This is a genomic window from [Scytonema hofmanni] UTEX 2349 (assembly GCF_000582685.1).
Classification (GTDB): Bacteria; Cyanobacteriota; Cyanobacteriia; order Cyanobacteriales; family Nostocaceae; genus Hassallia; species Hassallia hofmanni.
The window spans coordinates 2840787-2866691 of sequence record NZ_KK073768.1; the positions used below are offsets into that span (position 1 = coordinate 2840787).

Genomic DNA, 25905 nt, shown 5'->3' on the forward strand with positions numbered 1-25905 from the left:
GACAATAGTCTTTCGGATTGTGCGACACATAACCGATGATAATAAAGCTGAGGTCTTAAAAATTTATACTAATCTGAAATTATGTTACGCCAATTTTCCTTGGGAACACTCGGTATAACCGTCGGTGGAATTTTGACCATCATGGGCTTCGTCGCCTACGCTGCTGATTATGCCACACTTAATCTTGTCGGATTTTTTTACGGGATTCCTCTACTGCTGGGAGGATTAGCACTAAAAGCAAATGAACTCAAACCTGTACCTTTCACCGAACCCCCAACACCGTCAGTATTGACATTACGCGAACAGCAAGCAACTAAGACTCAAAAGGAAATTCGCAGAGACATTACTCAATATAGCTACGGTCAAGACGCTCATTTAGATAAAGCTTTGTCGTTTTTGGGTTTAAGTCCGACAGACGAAGAACGACCATTAATTACAGGCTTCAGAGAAACAGAAATTAATGGCGCTTATGCTTTAATTTTAGAATTTGATTCCCCGATGATACCAATTAATATTTGGGAACAAAAGCTAGATAAAATGACCAATTTTTTTGGTCCGGGAGTTGAAGTTAAAGTTACCCAGACAGCTGAAGATGAACTTGAACTGACGCTGATTAGCACTCCCAAATAGCGACTAGATGATGTCCGCGCTCATTAATAGTAATAAAAAAACTACAATGCTACTAGACACGCGAAAGTGGAAATTAATTATGCGTTACCCAAAACCCCTAGAGACTTAGCATTGCTAGCTACGTTTCTACATTTTTTCCACTTCGCGTGTCTACTTAATTACTTTTCTAAACGAACTGCATACCACTGCAAATATTGACCAACACCAATATCTAACTCGCAACTAGTGTCAAGTAAATATTGAGCTTGAGCTTCCACAGAATTAAATTTTTGTAAGTCTTTTGGTAAATCTTGAAAGTTGAAGTTTTGCAGAACTTTTTTCAACTTTTCTAATAACTCAGATGCAGTCATAAATTGTTCTGGTTGGTTTGTTTCTAGGACGACAAAATTATCATGTTGATACATTAATGAGTCTGGCATTGAGGAAAATTGGTAACTTTATATCTAATTATAGGAATCGTAAATTGTTTTTGAAAAAATCTAAGTAGTCTTGTAGTGGATTTAAAAAATCAAATACTAATCCCATATCATAAAAATATGGTAAATCTGCCGATGCTTAATAAGTTGAAATCTGAGATCGGGATTTGGGGCAGTCAGGCGATCGCGCTTGACTTTTACTTGCTATGGAATCCAAAGTAACGTCAGAATAAAGGTTTGAAGGTTTACCATTGAAGTTTTCAAAAAAAAGCAATTTCAGGTTAGTATCTGGGAAACATAAATAGTAACTCCTGCTATGTACCTGGCAAGACAAAAAAGTTGTCTTTGTGTTCCAGATAGATTTTTTATGCAACTCAGTCATTTATCATTTGCTTGGCTCAAAACAATTACACTTGTTTCACTTATAAAGGAGAAAGGGGAAAAGGGAAAAGGACTTCCAGCGTGAGGTCAGCCGAACGGAAAAGGGGAAAGGGAATGAAAATAAAGCGCTTTCCTCAGCGGAGTCGGTTTCCGTCCCGTTGATGTTTGTAAGAAGAGTTATTTAAATAACCATATTACGTTGTTCTTAGCCTTTCCCCCTCTTTTTGATCGCAACCGCAGAGCGTAAATTCTTGGCTTTTCCGGGAAATTGCAGACAGTCAATGCCTGTAAAATTAACGCTAGGGAAGAAAGCGTCAGAATTTCTCCTTTTTATTCAATTAATATTAGTGGCTCTGGTGGAAAGGAATAGCAAAATCTTGAAATATAAATTAATAGCTTGCCTCCAGATGCCGTATTCTCTGTGGAACGCAACTCATGTCAGGCATAAAACCAACTTCTATTTCCAACCAAACTCCTCTAATTCTGCTGGCTGATGATGACAAACTCATCAGAGTGCTGTTGCGTGAATTTCTGGAAAAAGAAGATTATCGAGTTATGGAGGTAACAAATGGTAAGGAATGTTTAGAAGCTTTCTTAACTGTTAAACCAGATTTAGTTATGTTAGATGGGATTATGCCCGTGATGGATGGCTTTGCCTGCTGCAAGCAACTAATCCAAATTGCTAAAAATAACTTGGCTACAGCTTTAGCCAACTTTGATAGTGGTGGATCTTCTCTAGGTGCTACTGTAATTTCAAAGCTATGGGAGCGCACTCCCATATTGATGATTACAGGATTGGAAGATCCAGACTTAGTAGACCGTGCTTTTGAAGCCGGAGCGAGCGATTTTGTCACCAAACCAATTCACCTAGGGATATTGCGCCAACGAGTACGACGGTTGCTACAACAAGCACAGCTATACAAACAACTAGAAGCTGCTAACAAGGCTCTACAGCATCTTGCTCACGTGGATGGTCTAACTAATGTGGCTAATCGTCGTCGTTTTAATAATTATCTAAATTCTCAGTGGTTGAGTTTAGCACCAGAGCGATCGCCTATATCGCTTATTCTCTGTGATATCGACTTTTTTAAACTTTATAACGATAAATATGGTCATCCGGCTGGAGATATGTGCTTGCAAAAGGTTGGTACTGTCTTAAACGAAGCAGTACAGAACTCTCAGGATTTAGTCGCACGTTACGGTGGTGAAGAATTTGCAGTAATTATGCCGAATACTAATATGGGTGGAGCAGTTCATTTTGCCGCAGCAATGCAAGCCAGAGTCAGGGAGTTGGAAATTCTGCACGAGCCATCAACTATTAGTCGCTACGTCACTCTTAGTTTGGGGGTAGCAACCACGATTCCTACTTTTGAATCTGAACCATCTTCTTTAATTGTGGAAGCAGATAAGGCTCTTTACAAAGCAAAAGCTGAGGGACGCAATCGCATTATTCTTAAGCAAATGCTTGATTGATAATGTTATTTGTTAGTTGTTGGGTGTTATTTGTTGGTTGTTGGGTGTTATTTGTTGGTTGTTGGGTGTTACAGCAGATTCCTTTGTTATGAGGTACATAATAGCCCCCTCATCGCTTGCGGGGAGGGGGTTGGGGGTGGGGTTCTTGTACCTCATGACACCGGGAAGTGCTGTAGTTGTTGGTTGTTGGGTGTTATTTGTTAGTTGTAAAAAAGAACTACTATCGACTAACCACTATCCACCAACCACTACCTAATATCTAAGAAGGATAAACTGGCAAAGTGAAATGGAACCATGCTCCGCCGATAGGGGCAGAATCTACCCAAATCTGACCGTAGTGTGCGCGGACGATGCGTTGGCACAAACACAAGCCAATGCCATAACCTTCTGTGGCTTCATCGCGTTTTAGCCGAAAGTGGTTTTCAAAGATGCGATCGCGGTTTTCTTCAGGAATACCAGGACCATTATCACCAATACTAAACTGCACTTTTTGAGTGGTGCGGTGCAGTCCACAAATGCTAATTTTACCGTCCATTGGGGTGTATTTAATGGCATTATCTAAAAGATTTACCAACACTTGGCGGATGCGTTCTGGATCGGCATACACATAAGGCAAATCTTTGGGGATATCTATTTCTACTTGTTGGGATTTGGCAATGTAGCGATCGCCTAATTCCTCTAGTACATCTAAACAAACCTTGCCAATATTTGTCTTTTGTGGTATTATCTTAAAATCTGTTTCAGTTCCTCGACCAACTGCCAAAAGGTCAGTTATCATCCGCTCAATTGTGCGAGCTTGACTGCGGGCTTGCTTGAATAAATGTACAGCCATAGCTGGTTTGAGGCGATGGAATTGACCGATATCAGGATTGTAATTAGATTGCAAAGTTTCTATGGCGATCGCTGTAGCGGTTAGCGGATTGCGGAGATCGTGAGCTAACATAGCGATTACTCGGTCTTTAAACTGTATTTGCTCTTGGAGTTTTTCTTTTTCCTGTTTCAAACGAAAAATTTCATCCGAGAGTTGAATTAGTTCAGCTTTATCGACAACTGAAGAAATAGAAGTTATGCTTGATGCCACATGAGCGCTGTCGTCAATAGTTTCTTGCAACTCTTCCTCTAATTTTAAATAACCTTCGGCGATTACCGCTTGCCAGCGGGGCCACCAGGTTTTCAGTTGGGCGATGATATTACTGCCAGCGAGTATCTGCCTGGGGTCAGGACAGATTTTAATTAACGCTGGGGTTGCTACCAATTTAAAGTGTTCCGCTAAATAGGGTTGTTCCCCAACATCGACAATTTGAAGTTCAAATTTATACCCAGCCTGTAATTCCTTGAGAAAGGCACGTATTCGCAGTACTTGCTGTCGGGACTTTGGACGTCCATCGACAAATAGTAACAGTTGGAGTGGAGCCTCAGAGTAAATAGGCTGATCCTGGGAAACTTGCATGTAATCGTGTTTCAGCACTGGTAACAACCCGGTGACGCTTGAGAAAAATTAGAATAAACGGACAATTGTCGATGGTAGGAGCGTTTTTCTCAATTTAATATCTATTTTAGATTTTTCATACTCCCATTCGATCTGCGTTTTTAACATGAGACACATATTTTTCAGCTTTTTAGTTGTTTTTTGGCTAATTTCTGTTCCGAGAAATACGTTAGCTGCTGAATTTGAAGGAAGAGACAAGGAGACAACGGGGCAAGGGGACAAGGGGACAAATCAGATGGAGATTAAGACCCCACTTTTTACCGAGTCACCCAATAAAATGGTAGAGGTCTTAAACCCCCTTCGCTTGCCGTCCGACAAGGGGATGGGAAGACAATTTCCCCTTGTCCCCTTGTCTCCCCCTCCCCTTGTCCCCTTTTATAAATCTGCCAGTTTGTTAGTGCAGCAGCAGATCAACTTGATTGCTCGCATAGAGCGAGCATTATCTCAACCTGATCCGAATCGGATGCGAGCTGTTCGGGGGCAATTAACAATTCAAGTTAAAGCCGTAGAAGGTTTTCTCAAATATCAGTACAATAGCCCAAAAGCTTTATGTACTCCAACGGATTCTTCTACGAGATTACCCTTACCTGAACATTTAACGGTAGGACAAATACAAATATATTGTTCTTTGTACGCTTCGATCTCCGAATTGTCAAACCTTGCTCCATTATTAGATAGGTTGTTATCTCGACGGGGAGAATTGGCTTTAGTACGAGAGTTACCACTAGTATCTGGTGAACGACAATCAGATCCAGTGCTTTCTTTCGCACTCATGCAGTATCCTAACTTGGGAAAACCAGCGATACCTTTTTCCACATGGGAACCGATACCACCAAGTCCACCACAAATAATCGCTAGAACACAGAAAACAGCCATAGCTGATTATGTACCACCACGGCAACCTGCGATCGCACCTCCAGCAGAAGCGTTGACTACTATAGAAACTGCCAAGCAACTCAATAGCACAGCACAAGCAGCATTTCCCCCGGACATAAAATTTAACAATCCGAAGGAAAATGTTACTAAACTTGATCGTTTTGCCTACGATCTCGACCCTCAAGAGCCGCAGATTTACGCAAAGTTTCTCACTTCACCTAATACTGGTATTTTTCGCGTCTTGCCGCATACAGCTTACAATCGTCCACTGAATACACTCCAGAATCGATTGCAACCAAGTGTGAGCGATCGCTATCCTTTTCCGTCCTTGGGTGAGGCTAAAGGCGGATTTACCCCTAGTTTAGCACTTGTGATGGTTGGCGATAACTTTGAGTTAAAGCAACAAGGACTAAATTACAACTTTATGGTGAATGTCGGCGATATCCCCTTAGAAAAATTGGATGCAAGCTTGAAAGATGTTTCACCGCAAACGCGAGAATTTTTTCTGAACTATCAGCCTCCCAAGCAATTGCAGGCACTGCAAGTAGAGCAACGGCGGTTTTTGACTGGGAAAAACCAGAACTTGAATCATCAAATAATTTTAGCTGATGCTTCAGCAGAATTGAACCGTACTTATTTAGTGCGATCGCTACAGTTCCAATTACCAGACATAATTGTAAGTGGTCAGCCTCTAACCCCAATCCAGCGACGCCACCTTGACCAATTACAACAAATGCACAGCAGTGACATCATTTTCGCCTTTCGTCCAGTTCGTCGGCGTTCTGATGGCAGCTACACAGTTCTCTGGCGAATTCTCAATCAATTACCCGCACCGCAAATTGAAGATTTAGAGAACTATGTGAACAAGGGACTGGGGACTGGGGATTAGGGACTGGGGACTGGGGACTGGGGACTGGGGAAACAAGGAAAGTGGGATTCAGTCCCACAGCGAGTGTTTTGTAGCGGGACTTAGTACAGCTTTGCATAAGTTCGTAAAATTCATTTTAAGTCCGCGTAGGCGGACTTCGTTTGTCTAGCCGCGACTTCAGTCGTTGGGTCATATTTTGAAAGCTAAAATGTTACTTTAGCAGCATCTACGGGAACACTCTAACTATAACTCTCCCTATCGCTACAGTTTACTTAACCATGAAAATATTAATTCAACACCGTCATAATGAAAACGAAATTAGTGGTGTTTTAACTTATATTAATTCGATTATTCCCGAACTCGAAGCCAGAGGAATCGAAGTCAAAACTATATCTACAAAACAAGACAATATCGCCAAATGGTTTAGTTATATTACTTGGGCAGATATAGTCCATATGAATTCAAATGACTTATCTTTTGCCTTGCTATGTAAGATTTTGCAAAAAAAGATAATTATTAAATACCATTATTGTATTTATCAATCTACTCATACTATTTACGAGCGGATGAAGTTAACACAACGGCTAAAAACCGAATTTAAACAAACGTTACCCAAAGCTAACTACCCATTGAAGTGGAAATTACACACTTTTGTCAAATGGGCACGCCTATTAACTCGTCTTTCTACTGCACTACTAGCCGATGGTCATACAGCTTGCAGCAATTTTTTGGGAGAATCTTCTGCCTTTCCTTGGTCAGTCGATACTTTATACAATCCGATTGAAATCAAATCGAAAAATCAACTGAAAACTAAAGAAAATTTATCTCATCCATATAAGTTTATTTTTGTCGGCAGATTAGCTACAGACAAAGGCGTAGATATTTTCTTAAAAGCAGCGCGAATTTTACAAGATGAAAAGAAAGAATTTCAAATTATTATAATTGGCGATGGCGGACAATCTCAGGAATTAAAACAACTAACGTCTGATTTAGAAATTGCCAACAAAGTTAATTTTTTAGGGAAACTTCCTCAAAAAGAAGTACTTCTAAAAGTTCAAGATGCTTTGGCTTTAATAGCTCCTTCTCGTTGGCAAGAACCAGCAGGTTATGTACTGCTAGAAGCCTCTAGCGTTCAAACCTGCTCAATTGTCTCAAATATGGGAGGATTCCCAGAATTAGGTAGACCGCACAGCCTCTTTTTTGAAAATGAAGATGTAGAAGGATTAGCTAAATGTATGCGATACTGCTTAGATAATCCGGATGAAGCAATTAAGCGGGGTTTCGAGTCTAGCCAATACGTTGCGGAAAAGTTTTCGGCAGGACGTGCTGTCACTCGACTGCTAGAAATTTGCCGTGAACTTACTCCCAAAGCATTGGTAAGCCGTGAAGCTTTTAATTTTATCGTTGAGGCAGAGAGGGAGAGGGGGGGAGAGGGAGAGGGGGAGAAAGTTTGAGGCAAAGGAAGTGAAATTTCAAGCATTGCAAACTGTAAGCGCAACAGCTTAACAAAATCTGATACTTAAATAAATTCTCGACAGTCTGCGCTAGGGTAGGAATTGACACTTGTTTTGTGATTTCCTGTTGTGCTTTGTAAACGTCCAGTTGTATTTCTGAGTTTGGCTGTTTTACTCTCATCGTTAACAGCTTGTGCTAGCAGTCCTGTTGCCAAAAATCTTGAGGATTCTTTGGCAGCAGATCCCCGACTGCAAAACAACTCTGTTATTTTTGGCAAAGCGAAGCAAACCGAACCGCAACAACTCCCCCAATCAACAGTTAAGTTACCTGCTGATTTTCCCGCTACTATTCCGCTTTATACCAATGCCCAACTACAAGAAGTTACACCCTCAAGCAATGGTGTATCAACTCGTTGGCTGAGTTCTGACCCCAGTAATATAATTGAAGAATTTTATCGCAATCAGTTTCAGGCGAATAACTGGCAGATTTTACAACAACCTACAGACCAACAGTCTAATGTTTTTGTAGCGCAGCGGAATGATTTACAAATTAAAGTTTCCATACAGCCGAAATCAGTCACCAATGCAGCACCCAATCAACCCCAGACAAATACTGAATTGTTGATTGAGTATGGAGGTAATGTCACTGCAACGGCACAACCTACACCAAACAAGAGCGAAACTAATAATAACGTTTCTCAAACTGGGGATTCGCAGTTTATTGGACCTGTGCCACCTGTAAATGTAGCACCACAGCCAGCAACTACCCCAGATGCTAGCAAAACAACGTCAGAATTTAGCGATTTAAATAAAGTACTGCCAGAATTGCGGCAACACATCGAAGATTTGGCAGCATTGGGCGTTTTGTCTGTAGAATCAAATGCAGCTAAAAGCGATACGGTGACAAATCAGTTTGAACCGAATAAAATCATTACTCGCAAAGAATATGCTCGTTGGTTGGTAGCGGCGAATAATGCGATGTATGCTAATAATCCAGCGAAACAGATTCGCTTGGCATCGGAAAGCGCACAATCAGCTTTTAGTGATGTGGCAAAAACTAATCCTGATTTTGGACAAATTCAAGGTTTAGCGGAAGCTGGTTTGATTCCGAGTCCTTTGTCTGGAGATTCTACAGAAGTTTTATTCCGTCCTGATGCACCTCTAACGCGGGAACAGTTGATTTTGTGGAAATTACCCCTAGATACCCGTCAAGCTTTACCAGGGGCAAATTTAGACGCGGTGAAGCAAACTTGGGGTTTTCAGGATGTGGGGAAAATTGACCCGAAAGCTTTACGCGCTGTGTTGGCAGATTTTCAAAATGCCGAACAATCGAATATTCGCCGGGTGTTTGGTTATACAACGCTGTTTCAACCTAAAAAGCCAGTGACGCGGGGTGAAGCGGCAGCGGCTTTGTGGTATTTTGGTACTCAGGGCGATGGAGTATCGGCGAGTGATGCGTTGAAATTAAAGCGAAATTAAAGCGATCGCTCTCATGAAATCAGAAAATTTCGGTTACTATAGCGCTTCTCAGTTTGACATCCTCCCACCGCGTTGCTCAGGTACTCCTGAGCAACGCGGGGGATTCCAAAGATCGCTCTTTAGGCTTCCTCTTTCAACGAGTTGATTTGCTTGAAGGAATTTCTTCACTCAAGTATTGATCAGTCTCTCCAGAGGCGTTAGTTCCGACGTGACCCGCCGTACTCAATCCTTTTTCTAAGATGTTCCGCGCCGCATTCCAGTCACGATCTTGGGTATGTCCACAATGAGGACAAATATGAGTTCTAGTGCTAAGAGTTTTTTTGACAACTTCACCACAATTAGAGCAATTCTGCGAAGTGTATTGAGGTGGAACGGCAACCGTTACCACGCCAAACACTTTACCAAAATACTCAACCCATTGACGGAACAGCGACCACGACGCATCACTGATAGATTTAGCCAAGGGATGATTCTTGACCATATTTCGCACCTGCAAATCTTCATACGCCACGAGGTCGTTAGACTTCACCACGCACCTTGCACATTTTACGGCAAAGTCTTTACGCTGGCGACTTACTTTGAGGTGTTTTCGCGCAAGTTTATTTCTAAACTTGACTCTGTTGTTAGAACCTTTTTTAGTCTTCGACATCCGGCGTTGCAACCGTTTCAAAGACTTCTCACTTTTACGCAGGTGTCGGGGATTGGCGATGGTTTCCCCATTACTATCGGTGTAGAAGTGGTTCAACCCAACATCAATACCAATAGTTTTACCCGTTGGTTCTCGCCTTTCTACTCGTTCGTGGTCGATACAAAACTGGCAATAATAGCCATCTGCACGGCGCACAACCCGCACTCTCTTAAACTGTTTAAGTTGGTAGAAGTGCAGGTCACGAGTTCCCCAAAGTTTGAAGGTTCCTGCTTTAAATCCATCCGAGAAAGTGATATACCTGCGGTCGTCAGAAAGTTTCCACCCACAGGTTTTGTACTCAACAGAACCGTGCGTTTGTTCTTTCTTAAACTTCGGAAATCCCTTTTTCCCTGGCTTGCTTTTCTTGCAATTATCAAAAAACCGAGCGATTGCAGACCACGCTCTTTCAGCACTAGCCTGCCTTGCCATCGAGTTCAACTTGGCGACCCAAGGAAACTCTATATTGGCAGCAAGGACAGCGCAGAACTTACTGAGGTCGTATCTTCCAATACTTTTGTTGTCCATCCAGTATCTAAGGCTTGCATTGCGAACAAAACGAGCAGTTCTAATCGCTTCATCAAGCGCTTGATACTGTCCGTCTTCTCCCTCAAGTTTTGCCTCAAATACCAGCATATTTACGTCATGTTTATTAACGTAAATGATAACATGGATTTGCGAAAAACTCAACTGTTCCCTCTTCCTTACTGGCTTGCAGCCAGTTATGGTCGGGGAACGTCTCATTTTTCGCCGTCGATTCATCTCGCCGCCAAATCAAAGATTATGGCGGGAGCCTTCTCTCCGAATAAGGTAAAGACGTTCCGGCGGAACGTCTCTACGACGGTGGTATGTTTTTATTACTGTTAATTAAACACACATGGTATAACTCGTGTAAGGGCGGGATTTCCCCGCCCTCGGTAATTATGCAAACGCAGCGGTTTTTACATCGTTGCTCACGAGGATTTCTTGCAACTCATCAGCATCCACAGTTTCCTTATCAACGAGCATTTGCGCGATGAGATCGAGAATGTGACGGTTGCTAACCAAAACATCTTTAGCACGTTGATAAGCTACATCCACCAATTTGCGGACTTCTTCATCAACTGCTGCGGCTGTTTCTTCGGAGAAATCGCGTTCTGACATGATATCCCGACCGAGGAACATGTTACCTTGTTGACGACCAAGGGCAACTGGACCCAAGCGATCGCTCATACCAAATCGGGTTATCATCTGCCGAGCAACACGCGCTACTTGTTGTAAGTCGTTAGAAGCACCTGTAGTCACTTCTTCTTCACCAAAGATGATTTCTTCAGCAATCCGACCACCCAAAGCTACAGCCATCTGATTTTCCAGATAAGCGCGGCTGTATAAACCAGTGTCCATCCGGTCTTCGCTGGGGGTAAACCAAGTTAAACCACCTGCACGACCGCGAGGAATAATGCTAATTTTTTGCACTGGATCATAATCTGGCATCAAAGCACCAACTAAAGCGTGACCAGCTTCGTGATACGCTACCAAAGTCTTGCGCTTTTCGCTCATTACTCGGTCTTTCTTCTCTGGACCTGCCAACACGCGATCAATCGCATCGTTGATTTCGTCCATTGAAATTTCCGTCAAATTGCGTCGTGCTGCCAAAATTGCCGCTTCATTCAACAAGTTGGACAAATCCGCACCGGTGAAACCAGGGGTACGACGGGCAATTTTATCCAAGTCCACATCCTTTGCCAAAGTCTTGCCACGAGCATGAACTTTGAGAATTTCGCTGCGTCCAGCATAATCAGGACGATCCACGACAACTTGACGGTCAAAACGACCAGGACGCAACAATGCTGCATCCAATACATCGGGACGGTTGGTAGCAGCAATAATGATAATGCCGGTGTTGCCCTCAAAGCCGTCCATTTCGGTCAGCAACTGGTTGAGGGTTTGTTCACGCTCATCGTTACCACCACCTAAACCGGCGCCCCGTTGACGACCTACAGCGTCAATTTCATCGATGAAGACGATACACGGTGCATTAGATTTAGCTTGCTCGAACAAGTCACGCACGCGGGAAGCACCTACACCCACGAACATTTCTACGAACTCGGAACCAGAGATGGAGAAGAAGGGAACACCCGCTTCACCTGCTACAGCACGAGCTAGGAGAGTTTTACCTGTACCGGGAGGACCAACTAGCAGCACACCTTTAGGAATTTTTGCACCAACAGCGGTAAAGCGATCGGCGTTTTTGAGAAAGTCTACAACTTCGTTTAGTTCCAACTTTGCTTGGTCGATACCCGCAACATCACCAAAGGTAACTTGGGTTTGGGGTTCCATTTGCACTCTGGCTTTAGACTTACCAAAGTTCATTGCTTGGCTACCCGGACCATTTTGGGCACGACGCAGTAGAAAGAATAAGCCAACTAAAAGCAATACTGGGAAAAATAAGCTGCTGAGTGCCTTAAACCAAAATCCTTCATCGGTTTGTGGCAAGACAGAAATATCAACACCTTTAGCGCTGAGAGTGTTAATCAGGTCTGGGTCGTTGACCAAGGTAACTATAAATTGGGTTCCTTGATTCGACTTCACAAGAGCCGTAGACCGATCTGCACTTAAACTGACTTTTGCAACGTTATTTTTTTCAACTTCTTGAATAAACTGGCTGTATCGCCATGTTTCTCTGCTTTGCGGTTGTTTGTCAAAGAATGCTGTTCCTAAAGCTATGACAACAATAAAAAGCAGCGCGTACAGCCCCGCATTTCTCCATCTTTTATTCACGCTTGGTCAATCCTCCAATACTTTTTGTGCGTTAGCTTTGAGCCGGCGTTTCGCGCCATCGCGTAGTGTCTCTGTTAGGAGAGGGCATTATAAGAATTATGTTAACTTATCTTAAGGTATATCAGATTGCCGCACCCTCATGCTAGATAAAGTTCCCGCAATTGCTGAAAAATTGGATGTCTGGGATCATATTCTAGCTTTCCTGTCGGCTGAATGACGGTGTGGATGGGGATAATTTCGACTACACAATTACTGTAGGCGATCGCCTCAAATTTTTTGACTAACTCTGGTGTCCAAGGTTCCTCTCTCACTACTTGCTGCTGAGTGTGAAGGTAATTTATTAATTGCTCACGCATAATTCCTGGCAAAATTCCTTCTTTTGGAGGTGTCCACCAACAGCCATCAAACCATCCCCAAAGATTGCCGGTACTCGTTTCTAACCAATTTCCTGCTTTTGAAACTAAAATCGCTTCTTGAGCATTCAACTTTTGAGCGCTATTTTTTGCCAACCAAGCACTCAGGTAATTTCCAGTTTTGTGAATGGGAAGACTGCGATAATATTCTGGTAGTGAAAGGACGCAATCAATACCATATTTTTGCTTAAAAGTCAAATCCGGAATTAATAATCTGCCAGTTATCCACTCTCGTCCATCAGAAAAGATAGTAATTCTCAGAATAGGAAAGTGTGCCATGATAACTTCTGCACCTTGACGCAGACGCTTCCAATCTGGTTGCTGCCAACCAAAAGTTTCTAAACTAAATTTTAGGCGATCGCAGTGTGACAGCCAGTTAGTTAAACCACTATCCAGCGAGTTGTCATAAACCCGCAGTGTAGTAAAAACCGTCGCTCCATAAAGTAACCCCGGATCGTCAATTGCTAACTCTAGGGTTTCAGACTCAATTATTTTGCCGTTATACCAAAACAAAGCAAGTGTTAGTAGTTAGAGGTTATGGGAAATTTAATTTGGTTTCCTTCAGGAGTCGTGATTACCTTTCCTCCCAAAGCTTCAATTTTTTCAATTACTATTTTACGAGTTTTCTCATCAACATGATTATTTAAAATCATTGCCCATGAAGCAATTTGAGCATGTTTACTATCAGGATTCTGACTGAGAAAGTCAGCCGTTTTTTGAGAAAGAGTTACAACATGTTTACTTTCTTCATCTGAATAGTTATTCGCCCATTTTGCCGCAGTTTCAAAAGATTGTCTCGCCGCTGGAGAATTACCTAAAAATAATAACTCATCAATTGCTTTATAACGCCACACATAATAAGACCTTTCCGGAACCCAAGGAGATAGTGACTTTAAACTTTCCTCCATTAATGCAACAGACCTTTTTGGCATAGCAGCATACATAGAAGTACTAGTAGAAAGACCAATATAAGCTGTTAAAAATCGCGGATCGTTTCCCAGAATAACTTCAAAATATTCTGGACTTAGACTGTAACCTGTTTTTTCGCGAATTTCATCATCCCCAAAATATTGCAAAAAATCGAGATATACCCAATCAGCAATTAAGTTTTTATAGCCAAAGGTGGGCATTTGTTTCAGGAAACGAAGACGCATTTTTTCGGAATTAATTTCTCTTTCTATTTTTAAAGATGCAAGTTCATTGCTACTGTTCTGTTTTTGCAGTCGTGGAAATTGGATTAATCCAACTCCGAAGATACACAAAAAGAGTAAAATAAATGTATTAACACTTTGACGAGATAAAGAGAACATTCTGGTTGCTGGAAAATAATCTTCAAACTACAAGTACATAGTTCCCAGAAATACTGTCCAAGTAACAGGCTTTGTATTCGGAATCATCTTTATGGTGTTTGCAAACAATAGACATATGTAGATCCATCTGGTCAGATTGTCTAGATTAGGACTTACGCACGAACTACGTATTTCCGTCCCTATCGACGCAAGGAAGCAATCTCAAACACGACTTACGCAAAAACTCTCTCAACCTCTTATTCCTCTGTGTCGCGCCAGTCGCTACAACGGGGCGGCAGCTTTTCGGGGGAAGCTTACAAGGAAGCAATCTCAAACACGACTTACGCAAAAACTCTCTCAACCTCTTATTCCTCTGTGTCGCGCCAGTCGCTACAACGGGGCGGCAGCTTTTCGGGGGAAGCTTAAGAGCGAAAACGTGCCTTGGGAAAATACGCAACGCGCTGGCTTCTCTGCGATAGTAGTGCGGTTCGTTTTTTGGTCTTTTTGCGTAAGTCCTATCAAAGTCTTGTTTTCTGGTAACGAGTGCGTAAGTACTATAGATATTTTGAAAAACTACCTCGCTAGGCTGAGGGATTACTTTGAACAATTATTAAAATTTTTAAATAGTTCTTAATTTATCTTGACTTTTGGGAAGACCATGAAAAAGAGTAACAGCATTTTAGCAAAAGTATTTTTCAGTGCCATTAGTGTAGCCAGTGTTGTTGCTCTGTCTGCTTGTAACAGTCAACCTGTTGCCGAAAATCCAACAGTTCCTCCCGCGACAGAAACTCAGACAACCGTTCCCCCCACAACAGAAACTCCAGCAACTACCGTTCCTTCTGTCTCACCAACACCCACTGGCACAACTGCAAACCAAAATTTGGGAGAATTGGCACAGACAGCAGCCAGTCAGGGTTCATTTATAACCTTAACAAAGGCAGTAGAAGCCGCAGGTTTAACTGAACAATTGGCTGGGAAAGGACCTTACACAGTATTTGCACCTACTGATGCTGCTTTTGCCGCATTACCAAAAGGTACTGTAGACAAACTCCTCAAGCCAGAAAATAAATCAAAGTTAGTCAAGCTTTTGGCATACCATGTTGTACCTGGGCAAGTCACCTCTAGCCAGCTGGCATCCGGAAAAGTCAAAACAGTTGAGGGTACTCCTGTAACAATAAAAGTTGATAGTGCCAGCAACACTGTCACAGTCAACGGTGCTAAAGTCCTTCAGGCTGACATTCCCGCTAGCAACGGTATTGTGCATGTAGTTGACAAAGTAATTGTGCCACCCAATTTTAAGTAAGTCTTAAGCACGGGATAGCAAATATAGTTACAGCAGATTGTGTTGTTATTAAATACACGTAAAGACGTTCCGGCGGAAAGTCTTTACAGGTTTTAGTTTTTACGCATGTACCTCACTTACCTGAAATCTGCTGTAAGTCAATTAAATAACTCTCAGTTGACGCAATCAGCAATAACTGGGGGCTTTTTTGTGCCTTGGTTTTAAAATAAGTACATAAATTTTTTTTTGAGAAAAATTTTTATTAAATAGTTTTATTAACGTCCTTTACTTAATTATTATGTTTAATGATTTAAATGTCAAAAACCCTGCCAATTGAACTTTTGAAGCTGAAAAATAAGGCGAGCAGAAATATTAGCTTATTCATAAAAAGGATTTATTGTCAAGTTTTTCCGTAATTTAGTTAAATTTAGTGCAAGTTAGTTAGCCCTACTACTGAGGCTCTAATCAAAGCGATGGAAGTAGTCTAAAGTTTAGTAGTCGCTGGTTCACCGGAGCATCCCAACTAACTCGCCCTGCCATCATCTGACCCTAGTCCTTGCTCTTGGCTCAAATTTCTAGCTTTTAAGCGCAAACAGCACATTGTCAAAAACTTGCTCATATCTTCATGTGCTGTAGCACAAGTAACAATTTCGTATAAATGCCATGCACTTTTGACGCTTTGTAGGCTAATATCTATAATCTGGCGTGTCAAATCTTTTGTGAATTGATTAAAATATCCTTGTATACAATAAGAACAGTTTGTCAAGTTTCATAAGGCTGAAATTTCAATTCTTGCGCTAAGGTGTGATTAACACCGAATTGAAAGAGCGCTGATTCTGTCCAATACCTTAACTCCTCAGTTTAGGTGATTGGAAAAAAGCTAGTTGATTGCTTGAATATGAGCAACACAACTGTTCACTTTGGAAACTGGTGCTAGGGTAAGCTTAATCAATCATAGAGAGAGAAGCACTCAATGAAGCACTTATAGCATCTCAACTGTTTAGCTTTAAGGCGATGTCTATCTTGCACAAATTATCACTCAGTAAGATATGAAGTAAATGTAAGAAGGGCTGCACTCAAACATCTAAACTGAGTTAAGATTAAATGCACGGTTTCTAAGTAGTTAAAGTTTTACATCATACTTAGGAATTAGATAAAGGCAACTATACCTCAGTTTGAATGTAATGATAATGCCACTGTAAATCCCAAAAAGATTTGGCAAAATTTAAGGGTATAATTACTTTTCTCAATACTTTTTAGGTAGAACAGGCTCAACTTTACTTAAAGACTTCATTGTAATTACACAAAAAGAGTGCAATTTCTGTGAAACAGGCTACAATCGGAACAGTCTTTACATAAACATCTCCCAACAGTCATATTAGTTTTATATGGAGTGGTGAGTTTTTTTTAGACCAGTTAGTCAAAAGTGATGTGCAACACCAACACTTATGGCGTTTACTTTCATCATGAGAAGTCTGTTGAAACGGCGGCTTCGCACTTAAGCTAGAAACACCTCCCCAGGGAGGCTTAAAAATTCCGGAAATATTAGTGGCTTTCTCCGACTTGTCCTATATTTTCGGTTGTCAAAAAGCTCATTTACAAGAGCACTAAAAACATCTTTCGTGAATTGATTCTGCAAGGAGCATGAGGAACGCGGCATGAACCAGGCTAACAACGTACTCGAAAGCATTTATCAGCCTGACCTAGAAATAATGAATCAGCCTGAGCTCGAGTTAGAAGAACTCTTAATCGAGGATGAAGAGGACTTGCTTATTAACGATGAAGGCGACGATGAATTTTTAGAGCCTCAGTCTGATGAGGACGACGCAAAGTCTGGGAAAGCCGCTAAATCGCGTCGCCGGACCCAAAGCAAGAAAAAGCATTACACCGAAGATTCGATTCGGCTTTACTTGCAAGAAATTGGTCGTATTCGTCTTCTTAGGGCAGATGAAGAAATTGAATTGGCACGAAAGATTGCCGACTTATTGGAATTAGAAAGAGCACGCGAAACACTTTTAGAGCAGTTGGATCGCGATCCTAAGGACAGCGAATGGGCAGAAGCAGTGCAACTGCCGCTACCAGCATTTCGTTATCGCCTGCATGTCGGTCGCAGGGCGAAAGATAAGATGGTGCAATCTAACCTCCGCTTGGTAGTTTCAATTGCCAAGAAGTATATGAATCGTGGCTTGTCCTTCCAAGACTTAATTCAGGAAGGTAGCCTAGGTTTGATTCGCGCTGCGGAAAAGTTTGACCACGAAAAAGGTTATAAGTTTTCTACATACGCTACGTGGTGGATTCGTCAAGCAATTACTCGTGCGATCGCCGATCAATCTCGCACTATCCGACTTCCGGTTCATCTTTATGAAACCATCTCTCGGATTAAGAAAACCACCAAGCTGCTTTCTCAAGAAATGGGTCGCAAACCCACTGAAGAAGAAATCGCTACTCGTATGGAAATGACCATTGAGAAGCTGCGGTTTATTGCTAAATCTGCACAACTGCCGATTTCTTTAGAAACGCCTATTGGTAAAGAGGAAGATTCCCGACTCGGCGATTTTATTGAGTCAGATGGCGAAACCCCTGAAGACCAAGTTTCCAAAAATCTTCTGCGCGAAGACCTAGAAAAAGTCCTCGACAGTCTTAGTCCCCGCGAACGCGATGTTCTGAGACTGCGCTATGGCTTGGATGACGGTCGCATGAAGACTTTAGAGGAAATTGGACAAATTTTTAATGTCACCCGCGAACGGATTCGTCAAATTGAGGCGAAGGCACTCCGCAAGTTACGCCACCCAAATCGCAACAGTGTTCTCAAGGAATATATTAGGTAAGAGCGTTGATAGTTGATAGTTGATAGTTGATAGTGGATAACTGTTGAGTGTTGACAGAGCCGCCATAGCGCAGTAGCTCACCAGCAACTATCAACTATCAATCAACCACGCTCCAATCATTAAGAATCAAAAATTATAAAAAACCTGGGAGTGAATTAACGCTCCCAGGTTTTTTTATTTATTTAATTTAAGATATTTATCGTTGTAAATATTAGAGGATGCCCCAGAAGTGTAGAAAGCCTTGACCAGAAAATATCTCAATTAAAGCAGCGGCTAAAAAGCCAATCATTGCCAAGCGACCGTTCCAAATTTCTGCTTGTGGGGTGAAGCCCCAACGCCAAGCATTGCGATCTTCGATTACGGGGGTGGTAACTTTTGTAGTATTTGTAGTCATTGTTGGCGCTCCAGAGTGGATTTACGAAACTTTGTTACTCTATGTAAACTAATATAACAATATTTTTCTAAAATGCAACATGATATTTAAGACACTGTGATGTTTTGTTGACTTTGATAGCAATCACTGATATTAAGAACAGACTAAGAAATCCACTGGAACGTGAATCATTAAGGCTGAGGTTAGAGAGCGCTTCAGTTTTGCTTTCTCACAACTTATCAATTTATTGAGATATAGTTGCAATTAGTATACCTGTAATGATGTCAAATATTAAGACTTTTTTACCTAATCTTTGGTGTTATGTAGGGTTTGCTGGTATACACAGTGCTTTGAAATATTAATAATAATAATTAGCAAGAAGAGACGTTCCACTGGAACGTCTCTACTACTGGAACCAATTTATCACCCTGCTTAAGAGTACACTTGGGCAACGGTGATGATTTTTTCATCGCGGTTAAGCTGAAGAAGGCTTTCACCGGTAGTATCTCTGCCTAACAAAGGCACTGTTTCTACACTTAGACGCAGTACCCGCTCTCGATTTGTGACTAGCGCTACTTCAGTTCGGGCGATCGCTATAACCATCCCAGCTAAATTGTCAGTTTTACTTTTAAACTTCAGCGCTTGCGTTCCCAAATCACCGCGATTAGCTAGTTTGAAATCTTTCACTGCTATTCGTTTGGCATATCCTTCTTCAGTAACCAACAATAAATTACTATCCTTAGCAAATGTGACAAAGCCGACCATTTGCTGATGTTTCAACAGCCGTAATGCTTGCAACCCGACAGCAGTACGACCCATAATCGGTAGTTGTTCATCATTTATCGGAAACCGCAACAATCGCCCACCGGAACTGGCAACAATCAGATGTTCTCCAGGAGTAGCAAATTGGCTAAATAACAATTCATCATCGTCTTTTAACTTTAGAATTGTAATTCCGCGACGAGTCAGGTTAGTAAATTCCCCAAGGGAGAGGCGCTTAATTCGTGCCTGCTTTGTCAAAAGAATCATTTGCGAGGTTTCAGAGTTTTCTGGCAGTACAAAGCGGTTAATAACAACTTCTTGAGAACCTTGAGCGGTACTACTGAGCATGGTTATCAGCGGTTTTCCCCGTGGAGAACGCCCCGTAGTTGGGGGAATGTCTCCCACGTTCACAGGGTAGACTTTGCCACCACTATTTAAGACCATTAACTCTTTGTTTGTATCAGTTACTGCTGTTTGGATAATGAAATCATTATCCGGCAAACCGTTGTCAGCTTTCGGCTTTTTCACTGATGGCTGAGTACGGCGCACATACCCCCGGTGGCTAAACTCTAAAATAACTTCTTCTGCTGGCTCTTCAGATTTTGGATTTTGGATTTGGGATTTGGGATTCTCCTCCTTATTGGTTGTCTGGTTGTCTTCAAGGAGTTTATGAGTCTGGGTATCAAGAGCCAAAAGTTTGGTACGACGAGCATCACTGTACTTGCGCTTGAGACTACGCAAGTCTTTTTTCAGCGCTTTGAGTAACTCTTTTCTGTCGTTGAGCAACCGTTGTAATAAGTCAATTTCGTCAATTAATTGCTCAAATTCTCGCTGTAAATTTTGCTGTTCTAAACTGGTGAGGCGTCGCAACGGCATAGCTAAAATTGCATCTGCTTGGACTTCAGTCAAATCAAGCAGGCTACACAGATCGATTTTTGCGCTAGCACCATCAGCCGCTTGCCGCAAAATGAAAATCACATCATCTAAGTTAGATAATGCTTTTAGCAAGCCGTCGAGCAAATGCAGGCGACTTTGTGCATTTTGCAATTCATTAGTGTAGCGACGGTTGAGAGTATGTTCGCGGAAAGTTAAAAACTCTTCCAGGAGGTGACGCAAACTAAGTTGTCTTGGTTGTCCATCAACGATCGCTAAAAGAATTGCCCCAAAATTAGTTTGCAGAGCGGTTTGGTGATACAAATGCCTAAGAACATCCTGTTCGTTAGTATCGCGTTTGAGTTCAATGACTACGCGCATACCTTCGCGATCGCTTTCATCCCGCAGATCGGAAATTCCTTGCAAGCGACCTTGATTGACTAATTCCGCTACTTTTTCAATCCAGGCTGCCTTATTCACTTGATAAGGCAATTCTGTAATAATAATTGCTGTTCGCCGTTTGCTACCCCTAACAGGTGCCATTTCCTCTATTTGGGCAACTCCTCGCAGCACAATACTACCCTTACCTGTGCTGTATGCCTCGCGAATGCCAGCATTGCCAATGATTTCCCCACCGGTGGGAAAATCTGGACCCGGAATTAACTGAAATAATTTTTCGTCACTCAAATCAGGATTGTCGATTAAAGCAATTAACCCATCAACTATTTCTCCTAAGTTGTGCGGTGGAATATTCGTTGCCATTCCTACCGCAATACCCGCACAGCCATTTAGCAACAAAAACGGTAGCTGTGCTGGTAGCACTGTTGGTTCTTGTTGGGAATTATCGAAGTTACCGATAAATTCCACCGTTTCTTCCCCAATTTCTGTCAGCATTCCCTCATGGCTGATGGCTGCAAGACGCGTTTCTGTATAGCGCATCGCTGCGGGTGGGTCGTTATCCACACTGCCAAAGTTGCCATGTCCTGACAATAAGGGATACCGACTGGAAAACTCCTGCACCAACCTTACCAAAGCATCATAAACCGATTGGTCGCCGTGGGGATGATATTTACCTAGTACGTCTCCGACTACACGGGCACACTTCCGATAGGGTCTGTCGGGGGTTAAACCGAGTTCGTGCATGGCATACAAAATGCGCCGATGCACTGGTTTTAAGCCATCACGCACGTCTGGTAACGCCCGCCCGACAATCACACTCATGGCATATTCAAGGTAAGACCGTTGCATCTCCGTGTGCAGGGCTGTGGTGATTACCTGTCCCGTTGAAAGAAGATTTAACTGTTTTGCCATGAGTTTTTTCCCTGAATTTTCACTACACAAAAATCTCTATAAATGAACACACCAGCAACCACAGCATAACGGATGAAATGAAATTCTTAACACAATCTTGACAGTCATCAGGCAAAAATCAGTTGTATTATCCGTCATATCATGGGGATACACATTGATTTTTTTAAAGTAGGTAGACAACTGTTTTGATTGAAGTGGTAATTTCTCTCACCCCTATAAGTTAAATTCTCGTCAACACCCCGCACCTATTGGCGCTTAGGCTTTTAGCCTCAATCCTTTAGGATTAGTTGACCCGACTCAGTACCTTGTGTACTACGTTATTGGTAAGTGTTGAAGTTCTCACTCCGGGATACGCAGCCAGTTCCGGACTCTGAAACCGAACGATTAAACAAGTTTAGAGGGTTAAGCTAGTGTCGAAGCGGAAAGTACCGACCAATAACATTGGCGCTTGCTCACATTACCCCGAAAGGGAGGTTCCGCAAGGAACAAAACCATTATGCCTACAGGGTGAAAGATGTCAGTTCGTAATTGTCAATTGCGAAAGTAGAAAACAAAACTACACGGTATTGAGTAACTCCAAAGCGGTAATGGTGTTTAAATCCAATATAAAGCCGTCAAACGAAGGACGGGGTTTCCACCCACATTTTCGATGAAAACTGTTTTGATTGTCGAAGACGATCTAATTAATGCTCGTGTTTTTTCCAAAATTTTGACCAAGCGCGGTGGCTTGCAGGTAAAACATACTGAAAACGTGGAAGAGGTAATGAAAATTGCCTCTTCTGGTGAAGCAGACATTATTTTGATGGATGTTTCTCTCTCAAGAAGTGTTTACCAAGGTCAGTCTGTTGATGGTATCAAGATTACACAAATGTTGAAATCAGATCCACAGACAGCAAATTTACCTGTTATTTTGGTAACGGCACACGCGATGGAAGGCGATCGCGAGAACTTTCTCAAGCAAAGCGGTGCTGATGGTTACATCTCTAAACCAGTTGTTGACCATCAACAGTTTGTTGACCAAATCATCGCACTGCTACCCAAACAGGACAATTGACAATTTATTTAGTAACCGTCGTCCATCAATATGTTGGGCGACTGTTTACTTTTTACACTTTAGTATATATGTACTGTTAAATGGTGCTTTTAAGCAAGGGGGAATTGGGAATTGGGCAATGGGCATTGGGCAATGGGCAATGGGAATTAAAGAAGTTCGGATGCGCGAGTGCGTGAATAAATACGATTCTTTCCATGCCCCATGCCCCATGCCCCTTTCTCCCCCTCATCTTATTGCGGCTGTTTATTGACTGACGGGGTTTCTTTTGGCTGGCGAGCGGCTTGAATGCGAGGTAATTCGAGGAATTTCTTCGTATCAGCTAGAAGCCGATCGCCCCAGAGATTCTCCTTAAGGAAAGTCAAATCACCATAGCGATCGTCAATTCGCAGTGCAGCTTCTCCCATTGCCAAGCCGGAAGCGCGATCGCCTTTAGTATACAGTGCCACCGCCAATGCTAATAAAGGTTCTGCGGCTTGTTTTTCCAGGGCAACAGCCATTTGCCATTGCTTGATGGCGCCGGGGATATTGCCTTGTTCGTAGTTAATTAACCCGACGTTGTTAATCGCGGGCCAGAATTTTTTGTTAGCGGCTACTGCTTTATTGTATTGGGCGATCGCTTCTGGCAATCTATTCAACTTATAGTAGGCATTCCCTAAATCAAACAAACCCTCTGAATCATTGGGTTTTAACTTCAAACCCGCTTGATAATACTCTACTGCGGCTTGGTATTTTTCCTGCTGAAAATTAGCTGAACCCAAAGCAAACTGAACGTCAGCATTTTTGGGGTTGAGAGATTGTGCCTTATTTAAAGCAGCGATCGCCGTATCAAACTGCTTGTTTTGCAAATACAAGCCACCTAAGAGAAACCATACTTTATCATTCTTAGGAGCGAGTTGAGATGCCAACTTTGCTCGTGGTAAAGCCATTTCCGTCTGTTGAAACTGCGCTAGTTGAGCTGCTTCTTGTGCCAGACTCAACCCCTGCTGCTCCAATTTTGCTGTATCAAGTTGCAGTGTGTGAGGAATCAATGCCTGTGCATGAGCTTTATAAGGCAAACTCCAGAAGCTACAGGCAATTAAAAGCGAAATTAATCGAACTAATTTGGGCACACTAACGCCTCTTAACCATAATTCTAAAGATTCTTTCAGCTAGCTTAAACGATCTCAGCTATAAGCGACAGCTAAATTTTGGGCATTGGGACTAGGGACTAGGGATGAGGGATTAGGAAGAGACATGAATGTTATTTTTTTTCCCAATCCCCAGTTCCCAGTCTCCAGTCCCCAAGTTGCGTAACTCATCACTAAAGTCACCCATTCAGGTGAAGTGATTTATAAGTACAGGAGGTTAGTATGATAAAAAACTTAAGTAAACGTAAACTATCTTTTATTTTCCGAAATCACGGAATTCTCGATTTGCCGCACCACAGATAATTAATCTTGCCCAATCCCTTTTTATTCCCACTCCTCAGTCCCTAGTCCCCAGTCCCCAGTCCCCAGTCCCTAGTCCCCAGTCCCTAGTCCCCAGTCCCTTTTTAATAATTTCCTCAAGTTGTTGAAACGCTTATCAACCGCCAACCGCATCATTTTTCACAGGCTATATATGACTACGCAAATAGAAGTCCCCGTATTTGGTAAAGTAAAGAATCCATTTTCCTGGTTGATTGGGCTGATGGCTGCTGGTGTGGTGGTTGTTGGCGCAACGACGACATACATGTTTGTGAATCAGGGTACAGGCAAAGAGGATATTACGCAACTAACTGTGCCAGTGGAAGCGAAAAACGTAACTTTGCGGATTACCAGTAGTGGCAAGGTTGTACCAGTTCAAAGTGTGAATATTAGCCCGAAAAATCCGGGAATTTTAAAACAATTGTATGTTGAGCAAGGCGATCGCGTCCAAACAGGACAAATTCTTGCCCGCATGGATAGTGCAGACATTCAAGCGAGAATCCAGCAATTTAGCGCCAATTTAGCCCAATCTCAGGCTCAATTAGCCGAAGCTGAAGCCGGAAGTCGTCCTCAAGAAATCGATCAATCGAAAGCGCGTTTATCACAAGTCCAAGCGCAATTAGCCCAAGCACAAGCAGGAAATCGTCCTCAAGAAATTGCTCAAGCTCAAGCTTTGGTAGATGCAGCTCAAGCAAAGGCGAATTATAGCAGCGAAAAAGTCAAGCGTTACCAATATTTATATCAGCAGGGAGCAGTTCAAAAGCAAGAATTAGATCAATTTGTCAGCGAAGATAAAAGCGCGATCGCGAATTTGCAAGAAGCACAAAAGCGATTATCGCTGCAACAAGCTGGTAGTCGTTCCGAAGAAATGGCTCAACGCAAAGCAGTAGTAGAAGAAGCAAAAGCGCAGTTGCAGTTGATGCAAAATGGCACCCGTCCGGAAATAATTAATCAGCGTAAAGCAGGTGTAGCGTCAGCGCAAGCTCAATTGAAGGCGGAGCAAGTTAATTTAGAAGATACGATTATCCGCGCACCTTTTGCGGGAATTGTCACCCAGAAGTATGCTAACATCGGCGCTTTTGTCACTCCCACAACTTCGGCTTCAAGTAGTGCCTCAGCAACTTCTAGTTCAATTGTCGCTGTCGCACGAGGTTTAGAAGTGCTAGCGCAAGTGCCGGAAGCTGATATTGGTAGAATTAAAGAAGGACAAAGTGTGGAAATTGTTGCTGATGCTTATCCAGATCAAGTCTTTAAAGGAAGTGTACGCCTAATTTCTCCAGAAGCAGTGGTAGAACAAGGTGTAACATCCTTTCAAGTACGGGTGGCATTGGATACGGGGGCAGATAAATTGCGTTCTGGCTTAAATGTCGATTTGACGTTCTTAGGCGATCGCTTGTCAAATGCTTTAGTATTGCCAACGGTGGCGATTGTTACCGAAAAGGGTCAAACTGGTGTGTTAATCCCAGACGCGAAAAATAAAGCGCAGTTTCGCGAAGTCACAATCGGTTCGCAAATCAAAGACCAAACTCAGATTTTAGAGGGAGTTAAAGTAGGCGATCGCGTCTTTATTGACCCTCCAAAAGAATATAAAATCGAACAAAAGAGGGATAAAGGGTAAAGGGGCATGGGGCATGGGGCATAGGGCATAGGGCATAGGGCATGGGGCATGGGGCATGGTATGAGTGAAATACGCGATCGCTTCTTTTTATTCCCATTGCCCATTGCCCATTGCCCATTGCCCATTGCCCATTGCCCATTGCCCAT

General features: G+C 42.4%; 21 protein-coding genes. 10 read left to right on the top strand and 11 right to left on the bottom strand.

Going from position 1 to position 25905, the window contains the following annotated elements; all coding sequences use genetic code 11:
• Positions 1-81: 81 nt before the first annotated feature.
• Positions 82-630, top strand: a complete 549-nt coding sequence (locus TOL9009_RS0117695; protein ID WP_029633968.1) for a DUF2854 domain-containing protein — start codon at positions 82-84, stop codon at positions 628-630.
• 158 nt (positions 631-788) lie between these two features.
• Here TOL9009_RS0117695 and TOL9009_RS0117700 read toward each other — a convergent pair whose 3' ends face one another.
• Positions 789-1049: a chlororespiratory reduction protein 7 gene (locus TOL9009_RS0117700; RefSeq protein WP_029633969.1), complete on the bottom strand. Its 261-nt coding sequence runs from the start codon at positions 1047-1049 to the stop codon at positions 789-791.
• Positions 1050-1862: 813 nt separating this feature from the next.
• Between TOL9009_RS0117700 and TOL9009_RS0117710 the strand changes: the two genes are divergently transcribed.
• Positions 1863-2900 (top strand): response regulator, encoded by a 1038-nt coding sequence (locus TOL9009_RS0117710; protein ID WP_029633970.1) that lies wholly within the window; start codon positions 1863-1865, stop codon positions 2898-2900.
• 259 nt (positions 2901-3159) lie between these two features.
• Here TOL9009_RS0117710 and TOL9009_RS0117720 read toward each other — a convergent pair whose 3' ends face one another.
• Positions 3160-4368 (bottom strand): histidine kinase, encoded by a 1209-nt coding sequence (locus tag TOL9009_RS0117720; protein WP_186227590.1) that lies wholly within the window; start codon positions 4366-4368, stop codon positions 3160-3162.
• A 127-nt stretch (positions 4369-4495) separates the two neighbouring features.
• Here TOL9009_RS0117720 and TOL9009_RS0117725 point away from each other — a divergent pair, with 127 nt between their 5' ends.
• From TOL9009_RS0117725 to TOL9009_RS0117735, 3 genes are all read left to right on the top strand, one after another.
• Positions 4496-6154: a hypothetical protein gene (locus TOL9009_RS0117725; RefSeq protein ID WP_029633972.1), complete on the top strand. Its 1659-nt coding sequence runs from the start codon at positions 4496-4498 to the stop codon at positions 6152-6154.
• 257 nt (positions 6155-6411) lie between these two features.
• Positions 6412-7587: a glycosyltransferase family 4 protein gene (locus TOL9009_RS39585; RefSeq protein ID WP_084763242.1), complete on the top strand. Its 1176-nt coding sequence runs from the start codon at positions 6412-6414 to the stop codon at positions 7585-7587.
• Between the two features lie 129 nt (positions 7588-7716).
• Positions 7717-9066 (top strand): S-layer homology domain-containing protein, encoded by a 1350-nt coding sequence (locus TOL9009_RS0117735; RefSeq protein ID WP_029633973.1) that lies wholly within the window; start codon positions 7717-7719, stop codon positions 9064-9066.
• 133 nt (positions 9067-9199) lie between these two features.
• Here the strand turns inward: TOL9009_RS0117735 and TOL9009_RS0117740 are convergent, their stop codons facing one another.
• The 4 genes from TOL9009_RS0117740 to TOL9009_RS0117755 form a co-directional block, all read right to left on the bottom strand.
• Positions 9200-10387, bottom strand: coding sequence for an RNA-guided endonuclease InsQ/TnpB family protein (locus TOL9009_RS0117740; RefSeq protein WP_029633974.1), 1188 nt, complete (start codon positions 10385-10387; stop codon positions 9200-9202).
• Between the two features lie 285 nt (positions 10388-10672).
• Positions 10673-12511, bottom strand: a complete 1839-nt coding sequence (gene ftsH3, locus TOL9009_RS0117745) for an ATP-dependent zinc metalloprotease FtsH3 (RefSeq protein WP_029633975.1) — start codon at positions 12509-12511, stop codon at positions 10673-10675.
• A 137-nt stretch (positions 12512-12648) separates the two neighbouring features.
• Positions 12649-13437, bottom strand: coding sequence for an aminotransferase class IV (locus tag TOL9009_RS0117750; protein WP_029633976.1), 789 nt, complete (start codon positions 13435-13437; stop codon positions 12649-12651).
• A gap of 8 nt (positions 13438-13445) precedes the next feature.
• Positions 13446-14234, bottom strand: a complete 789-nt coding sequence (locus TOL9009_RS0117755) for a hypothetical protein (RefSeq protein WP_029633977.1) — start codon at positions 14232-14234, stop codon at positions 13446-13448.
• 637 nt (positions 14235-14871) lie between these two features.
• Here TOL9009_RS0117755 and TOL9009_RS0117760 point away from each other — a divergent pair.
• Positions 14872-15516 (top strand): fasciclin domain-containing protein, encoded by a 645-nt coding sequence (locus TOL9009_RS0117760; protein ID WP_029633978.1) that lies wholly within the window; start codon positions 14872-14874, stop codon positions 15514-15516.
• A gap of 502 nt (positions 15517-16018) precedes the next feature.
• On the opposite strand, the gene TOL9009_RS45780 is transcribed toward TOL9009_RS0117760, so the two are convergent.
• A complete protein-coding gene (locus TOL9009_RS45780) occupies positions 16019-16207 on the bottom strand; it encodes a hypothetical protein (RefSeq protein ID WP_144238268.1) in 189 nt (62 codons plus the stop codon).
• Positions 16208-17153: 946 nt separating this feature from the next.
• On the opposite strand from TOL9009_RS45780, the gene rpoD reads away from it, so the two are divergent.
• Complete coding sequence (rpoD, locus tag TOL9009_RS0117765) at positions 17154-18323, top strand: RNA polymerase sigma factor RpoD (protein WP_029633979.1); 1170 nt, start codon at positions 17154-17156, stop codon at positions 18321-18323.
• A 211-nt stretch (positions 18324-18534) separates the two neighbouring features.
• Here rpoD and TOL9009_RS0117770 read toward each other — a convergent pair whose 3' ends face one another.
• Positions 18535-18717, bottom strand: a complete 183-nt coding sequence (locus TOL9009_RS0117770; RefSeq protein WP_029633980.1) for a chlorophyll a/b-binding protein — start codon at positions 18715-18717, stop codon at positions 18535-18537.
• Positions 18718-19128: 411 nt separating this feature from the next.
• Positions 19129-21642, bottom strand: coding sequence for a DNA gyrase subunit A (gyrA, locus tag TOL9009_RS0117775; RefSeq protein WP_029633981.1), 2514 nt, complete (start codon positions 21640-21642; stop codon positions 19129-19131).
• Between the two features lie 649 nt (positions 21643-22291).
• Between gyrA and TOL9009_RS0117780 the strand changes: the two genes are divergently transcribed.
• Positions 22292-22696 carry a response regulator gene (locus TOL9009_RS0117780; RefSeq protein ID WP_029633982.1) on the top strand — a complete coding sequence of 135 codons (405 nt, stop codon included), beginning with the start codon at positions 22292-22294 and terminating at the stop codon, positions 22694-22696.
• Positions 22697-22814: 118 nt separating this feature from the next.
• A complete protein-coding gene (locus tag TOL9009_RS49445) occupies positions 22815-22946 on the top strand; it encodes a hypothetical protein (protein WP_260675915.1) in 132 nt (43 codons plus the stop codon).
• On the opposite strand, the gene TOL9009_RS0117785 is transcribed toward TOL9009_RS49445, so the two are convergent.
• A complete protein-coding gene (locus TOL9009_RS0117785; protein ID WP_029633983.1) occupies positions 22927-23805 on the bottom strand; it encodes a tetratricopeptide repeat protein in 879 nt (292 codons plus the stop codon). The genes TOL9009_RS49445 and TOL9009_RS0117785 overlap by 20 nt on opposite strands.
• 490 nt (positions 23806-24295) lie before the next feature.
• Between TOL9009_RS0117785 and TOL9009_RS0117790 the strand changes: the two genes are divergently transcribed.
• The gene (locus TOL9009_RS0117790) at positions 24296-25759 is read left to right on the top strand and encodes an efflux RND transporter periplasmic adaptor subunit (protein WP_029633984.1); all 1464 of its coding nucleotides are present in this window, start codon (positions 24296-24298) and stop codon (positions 25757-25759) included.
• On the opposite strand, the gene TOL9009_RS44565 is transcribed toward TOL9009_RS0117790, so the two are convergent.
• A complete protein-coding gene (locus tag TOL9009_RS44565; protein WP_186227591.1) occupies positions 25707-25898 on the bottom strand; it encodes a hypothetical protein in 192 nt (63 codons plus the stop codon). The genes TOL9009_RS0117790 and TOL9009_RS44565 overlap by 53 nt on opposite strands.
• Positions 25899-25905: the final 7 nt, after the last annotated feature.